We start from the raw sequence: 5,513 nt of genomic DNA, 5'->3' as shown, positions 1-5,513 counted from the left end.
GCCCTGGATGCCTTCCCGGCCGCGCGCGTGTCGCGCGTGGGCCTGCCCGCGCAGGCCGGGCTGCCGTACGAGATCCGGCTGCGCCAGCCCGGCGAAGTCCGCGAGGGCGACGGCAATACCCGCGTCACGGTCGACGCGGCGACAGGCCGCCTCCTGCGCGTGCGCGATCCGCTGCGCGCGCCGGCCGGCGACCGCTTCCTCGACTGGCAATTCCCGCTGCATACGGGCGAGGCATTCGGCAGCGCGGGGCGGCTGCTCATCACCGTCGCGGGCCTGGCGCCGGCCGCGTTCATGCTGACCGGGCTGGCCGTGTGGTGGCGGCGCCGCAGCGCCCGCTGACGGACGCATTTTGTGTCAAACTTGGCGATCCGTACTATCCTTTTCGCTACCGCCATGTGCGTCAACTACCGCCCTCCGCTGCCCGAACAACTCGACATGGTGCTGGGCACCCTCGTCGACCTGTACCGCGACTGGGACTGGCCCACCGAGACGTGGAAGGATTACACCGCGCCGATCGTACGTGCGGGCGCCGGGGACGAACGTATGCTGCAGCTGGCCAGCTACGGCATGGTGCCGCGCCGCCACATCCCGGCCGGTGTGAAACCGTTCGACACGATGAACGCGCGCGCCGAATCCCTCGGCGAAAAGCGCTCGTTCGCGCCGGCGTGGCGCCGCGCCCAGCTGTGCGCCGTGCCGATGACCTGTTTTTACGAGCCCTGCTACGAGAGCGGCCGCGCCGAGCGCTTCGGCATCGGCATGCGCGACGACAGCGTGTTCTTCGTGGCGGGCCTGTGGCGCGAGTGGTCCGAGGCCGACGGCGCCATCGCAGCCTCGTTCACGCAGATCACGATCAATGCCGACGAGCACCCGCTGATGCGGCGCTTCCACAAGCCGGACGACGAAAAGCGCGCGCTCGTCGTGCTGCCGCCGCAGGACGTCGACGCCTGGCTGCACTGCCGCGATCCGGAACTGGCGCGCAGCTTCTTGCGCCCCTATCCTGCCGAGGCGATGAAGGCGTGGGCGGCTCCGAAGACGCCGGTGGCGAAGGCGCCGCCGGGGCAGCAGAACCTCGAATTATTTTGATGCCGGGACCGGGGCCGGTGCCGGTGTGGCCGCTGGTGCTGGTGCCGGTGCCGGTGCTGCTGCCGGTGCTGGTGCTGGCGCTGCCGCCGGTGCCGCCTCGGCCGCATTGACGAGGCCGATCACCTGTTTCGCGACCTCGTTCGGCACGGCCAGCGACAGCTGGTAATGCACGATCTCGAAGCCGGCCACCGTCTTGCGGATCACGCCGCTGGCCATGCAATGGCCCATGTTTTGCGTGTCCAGCAGCTCGTCGAACCAGATCAGCGAGCCGTCCGGCGTCGCGTACAGGTTACGCCGGGTCGGATGAAATACCCAGGCCGCCTGCTTGCCCTCGAAGTATTTGCGGCCCCATTCGCGGAAGGCGTCGCGCTGCCACAACTCGTTGCGGTCGGTGCCGATATAAACGCCGTCGGGGGCCATCTTGTCGAAGTAGCGCATGCGCGCATGGGCGGCGTCGTCGTGCCAACCGTCCATGAACAGATTCACCTGCTGCGCGAGGACCGGGTCGATGCCGGCGGCGTGTGCAAGACCCGTGAAGAACAGGCAGCACGCGAGAATGAGCGATTTCATGCTTGATTCCTGGTTGGGGTGGAAAGCGCATTGTGTAACGAAATGTGCATGTTCAACAACACGATCCCGACTCGTGTACATTGGTCGAACTGCCACGACGCGCACGACCATGAGAACACTCGTCATCGCCGCCCTGTTGATCAGCGTTATCCATGGCGCGTACGCCGCGGACCTGGCGCCGCCGCTTGCCCGGCGCCCGGACGAGGAAGCCATCCGCAAGGCGATCCGGGAGACGCTGGACGAAAAACCGGACAACCCGCGCCTGCACGAGGCGGACACGCTGCGCGCGAACCGTTACAACATCTTCGCGCGCCAGGTCGACGAGGCCACCGTGCCGGATTGCCTTCATGCGGATGGGTTGAAGCGCCAACCCACCGGCATCGGTCCGTTCCGGCTCGGCGGGCTGCTGGCCCTGCCTTTCGTCGCCGTGGCCAAGGTCAGGGGTAAATGCCAATAACGGCTCAAGCGCGACGCGACGTCCGCAGCGGACGCACGTCGGGCACCGTCTCGGAACGGCGCGGCAGGCCCAGCGCGACTGCGAACGGGATCAGGAACGGATACAGGCTCCAGACGATGCGGCCCTCGATGCGCACGCTCAAGGCTGCCCACAGCTGCGGCAAGACCATCAGTATGAGCAGGCTCTTCAACGGGGCGAGACGCGCCGGCGCGCGCCACATGCCGACCAGCGCCAGCGGCACCACGACGGCGGAGCAGCCGACGAGCGACAGCAGGCCGCGCGTATCGGCCAGCAGGGCGCGCACGGTATCGAGGTTGGGCATCCACACATCCTGCGGCAGGCCTGGGACGATCCACCAGCGTACGGCGACGAGCCAGCCCGCGGCGGCGGCCAGTGCGGCCAGGCATTGCGCGACGCCGGCCCGGCGCGTGAGGAGCAGCCAGCCCAGCAACCAGCCCAGCAGCAGGATGTTTTCCTCGCGGATCGCCGTCGCGGCGAAGCCGGCCGCCAGCGCGAGCCGCACCCGCCCCGTCAGCACGGCGAACACGAACAGCATGCGCATGCAGATGGCGCCCGGATCGACAAGCAGGTAGGGCGCATACCAGAACGTCGGCAGCGACAGCACGACGAGCAGCCCGGCCGCCAGCGCGCGCCGGGTACCGAAGCCCATGCGCCGCGCGGTCGCCGTCGCCAGGCATGCCGTGGCCGTGACGAAGAGCCAGTTCAGCGCCGCGAACGTATTGTGGATGTCGCCGGGCAGGATGGCCGCCAGCGCGGGAACTGCGAGCCGGTAGGGGAACGGGGCACGCAGTTCATGCAAGGAAACCTCGCCGCGTACCCAGCGGGCCGTATCGAAATACGCGAGCGAATCCTCGACGGTGCCGCCCCAGCGCCACAGCATGATCGCGAGAGAAAGAAACGCGAAACCGCCGATCACGAACGGCCAGTTGAACCGTCGGGGAATCCGGTAGATGTTTCCGGAAATCTTGGCCATGGCGTGACGATCGAGTTGGCAGACAGGCCAGCATATCGAAATGTGACATGGTCGGCAATGATCGCGATCATCCCGCGCTCGCGTACGCACGCGGAATGATGGATAATCCGGGTCATGAACGACATTACCCAACTCCCACCCCTCCCCGACCACCTGTCCATCGACCCGAAGAGCCCGCACCACAACGCGGAGGTCTTCAAGCACCCGGTCGGCATCCGTTTCAACGGCAAGGACCGCACCGACGTCGAGGAATACTGCATCAGCGAAGGCTGGATCAAGGTCGCCGCCGGCAAGGTCGTGGACCGCAAGGGCCGGCCGATGCTGATCAAGCTGAAAGGCACGGTCGAGGCGTACTACGCCGTTTGATTTCAAACGTTAATCAAATGCACAACGGCCGCCGGAGCGATCCCGCGGCCGTTTTCGTAGGGCGGGCACCACGTGCCCACGCGTTCAACCAGCGCTTGTATGAACGAAACGCATTTTCGACGGATCGAAAAAAAGCGAGCCCGCAGGCTCGCTTTTTCATCACGGCACGAACCGATCAGCGCTTGTCGATGGTCGGCACGTCGCGAACGGTCGAACCGACGAACAGCTGGCGCGGACGGCCAATCTTCTGTTCCGGATCGGCGATCATCTCGTTCCACTGGGCGATCCAGCCGATGGTACGGGCCATCGCGAAGATACCGGTGAACAGCGAGACCGGGATGCCCAGCGCCGACTGCACGATGCCCGAGTAGAAATCGACGTTCGGGTACAGCTTGCGCGACACGAAGTATTCGTCGTTCAGGGCGATCTTTTCCAGTTCCATTGCCAGCTTGAACAGCGGGTCGTCCTGCAGGCCCAGCTCGTTCAGCACTTCGTGGCAGGTTTCGCGCATCAGTTTGGCGCGCGGGTCGAAGTTCTTGTACACGCGGTGACCGAAGCCCATCAGCTTCACGCCCGAGTTCTTGTCCTTGACCTTTTCGATGAAGCCCGGGATGTTCTCGACGCTGCCGATTTCCTTCAGCATGTTCAGTGCGGCTTCGTTCGCGCCGCCGTGCGCCGGGCCCCACAGGCAAGCGATACCGGCTGCGATACACGCGAACGGATTGGCGCCCGACGAACCGGCCAGGCGGACGGTCGAGGTCGATGCGTTCTGCTCGTGGTCGGCGTGCAGGATCAGGATGCGGTCCAGGGCGCGGACGAGGACGTCGTTGACCTTGTACTCTTCGCACGGGTTGCCGAACATCATGCGCATGAAGTTCGCGCTGTACGACAGGTCATTGCGTGGGTACACGAACGGCTGGCCGATCGAGTATTTATAGGCCATCGCGACGAGGGTCGGCAGCTTGGCGATCAGGCGGATTGCCGAGATCTCGCGCTGCTTGGCGTCGTTGATGTCCAGCGAGTCGTGGTAGAACGACGCCAGCGCGCCGACCGTACCCACCAGCACCGACATCGGGTGCGCGTCGCGGCGGAAGCCACGGAAGAAGAATTGCATCTGCTCGTGGACCATCGTGTGCTTGGTCACGGTGTCGACGAATTTTTCCTTCTCGGCGGCGTTCGGCAGTTCGCCGTTCAGCAGCAGGTAGCAGGTCTCCAGGAAGTCGCAGTTGACCGCCAGCTGCTCGATCGGGTAGCCGCGGTACAGCAGCTCGCCCTTGTCGCCATCGATGTAGGTGATGGCCGACTGGCAGGCCGCGGTCGACATGAAGCCAGGGTCATAGGTGAACTTGCCGGTCTGGCCGTACAGCTTGCGGATGTCGATGACGTCCGGGCCGATCGTGCCTTTGTAGATCGGCATGTCTACCGACGGGCTGCCGTCCGAGAACGACAGGGTGGCTTTGGTATCAGAGATGTTCATGACACTTCCTTCTGTGGGAGGTGGGTACAAGATAAAAACGAAATCGTCCGGTTTCGTTACCGGCGTCCGGGACGGCGAACGCCTCAGGCTTGCCGCAGCCGCGCCACCAGGGCGCGCACATGCGGCAGGTCGACCTCGCCTTCGGGCTCGGCGCGACCCAGCAGCAGGTCCATCAGTGGATTGTCCGCCAGGTCCAGCAAACGGGTCAGCGCATCGACTTCCTCGTCCGTCAATTCTTCTTCATGCGCATCCAGGAAGCGCGTGAGGATCAGGTCGTTCTCGAGCAGGCCGCGGCGGGCACGCCAGCGAAGGCGGGCTCGGTTGGCAGGGTCGGATTGATGCGTTTTCACACTAGAGTCCGTTTGGTCGGTCAACACTATACTCCGGCTGCCGTCAGTCGACAGTACGGTAGTTATACTGTATTTAAGCAATATTAAGCGCGGGATACCGGCGGAAGTCTACCGGTTCCAGCAACATCGTGACGCTTGGTAGGGTGGGCATTTGAGGCCGGGGGCCTCAAATGAAACGTGCCCACGCGTGACGTTTGCGACACGTTGGCGTTACGC

General features: G+C 64.9%; 8 protein-coding genes. 4 read left to right on the top strand and 4 right to left on the bottom strand.

The annotated features are described in order from the left end of the window. Nucleotides 1-339, top strand: a 339-nt coding sequence (locus AC1DYX_RS26980) for a PepSY-associated TM helix domain-containing protein (RefSeq protein ID WP_477264613.1), incomplete at its 5' end; no start/stop codon positions are given. Between the two features lie 54 nt (nt 340-393). After that, nucleotides 394-1,083, top strand: a complete 690-nt coding sequence (locus AC1DYX_RS26975) for an SOS response-associated peptidase (protein ID WP_477264611.1) — start codon at nt 394-396, stop codon at nt 1,081-1,083. Here AC1DYX_RS26975 and AC1DYX_RS26970 read toward each other — a convergent pair. After that, nucleotides 1,075-1,653 (bottom strand): nuclear transport factor 2 family protein, encoded by a 579-nt coding sequence (locus tag AC1DYX_RS26970; RefSeq protein ID WP_477264609.1) that lies wholly within the window; start codon nt 1,651-1,653, stop codon nt 1,075-1,077. The genes AC1DYX_RS26975 and AC1DYX_RS26970 overlap by 9 nt on opposite strands. A 109-nt stretch (nt 1,654-1,762) precedes the next feature. On the opposite strand from AC1DYX_RS26970, the gene AC1DYX_RS26965 reads away from it, so the two are divergent. After that, a complete protein-coding gene (locus AC1DYX_RS26965) occupies nt 1,763-2,110 on the top strand; it encodes a hypothetical protein (protein ID WP_477264608.1) in 348 nt (115 codons plus the stop codon). Between the two features lie 4 nt (nt 2,111-2,114). Here the strand turns inward: AC1DYX_RS26965 and AC1DYX_RS26960 are convergent, their stop codons facing one another. Continuing rightward, nucleotides 2,115-3,104, bottom strand: a complete 990-nt coding sequence (locus tag AC1DYX_RS26960) for a hypothetical protein (RefSeq protein ID WP_477264606.1) — start codon at nt 3,102-3,104, stop codon at nt 2,115-2,117. 114 nt (nt 3,105-3,218) lie between these two features. On the opposite strand from AC1DYX_RS26960, the gene AC1DYX_RS26955 reads away from it, so the two are divergent. After that, on the top strand, nt 3,219-3,470 hold the full coding sequence (locus tag AC1DYX_RS26955; protein WP_477264604.1) for a DUF3297 family protein: 252 nt from the start codon (nt 3,219-3,221) through the stop codon (nt 3,468-3,470). Nucleotides 3,471-3,645: 175 nt separating this feature from the next. On the opposite strand, the gene gltA is transcribed toward AC1DYX_RS26955, so the two are convergent. Next, the gene (gene gltA, locus AC1DYX_RS26950) at nt 3,646-4,947 is read right to left on the bottom strand and encodes a citrate synthase (RefSeq protein WP_477264602.1); all 1,302 of its coding nucleotides are present in this window, start codon (nt 4,945-4,947) and stop codon (nt 3,646-3,648) included. An 83-nt stretch (nt 4,948-5,030) separates the two neighbouring features. Beyond that, nucleotides 5,031-5,297, bottom strand: coding sequence for an FAD assembly factor SdhE (locus tag AC1DYX_RS26945; RefSeq protein WP_047823985.1), 267 nt, complete (start codon nt 5,295-5,297; stop codon nt 5,031-5,033). Nucleotides 5,298-5,513 lie beyond the last annotated feature (216 nt).

The organism is Massilia sp. P2_C2, assembly GCF_056404615.1.
The sequence above is the reverse complement of the archived record's forward strand: the minus strand, read 5'-3'. Positions and strand labels throughout refer to the sequence as shown.

Coding starts and splice junctions, on each gene's coding strand:
- AC1DYX_RS26975 (WP_477264611.1), top strand. CDS start 394: ATGTGCGTCAACTACCGCCCTCCGCTGCCCGAACAACTCGACATGGTG.
- AC1DYX_RS26970 (WP_477264609.1), bottom strand. CDS start 1,653: ATGAAATCGCTCATTCTCGCGTGCTGCCTGTTCTTCACGGGTCTTGCA.
- AC1DYX_RS26965 (WP_477264608.1), top strand. CDS start 1,763: ATGAGAACACTCGTCATCGCCGCCCTGTTGATCAGCGTTATCCATGGC.
- AC1DYX_RS26960 (WP_477264606.1), bottom strand. CDS start 3,104: ATGGCCAAGATTTCCGGAAACATCTACCGGATTCCCCGACGGTTCAAC.
- AC1DYX_RS26955 (WP_477264604.1), top strand. CDS start 3,219: ATGAACGACATTACCCAACTCCCACCCCTCCCCGACCACCTGTCCATC.
- gltA (WP_477264602.1), bottom strand. CDS start 4,947: ATGAACATCTCTGATACCAAAGCCACCCTGTCGTTCTCGGACGGCAGC.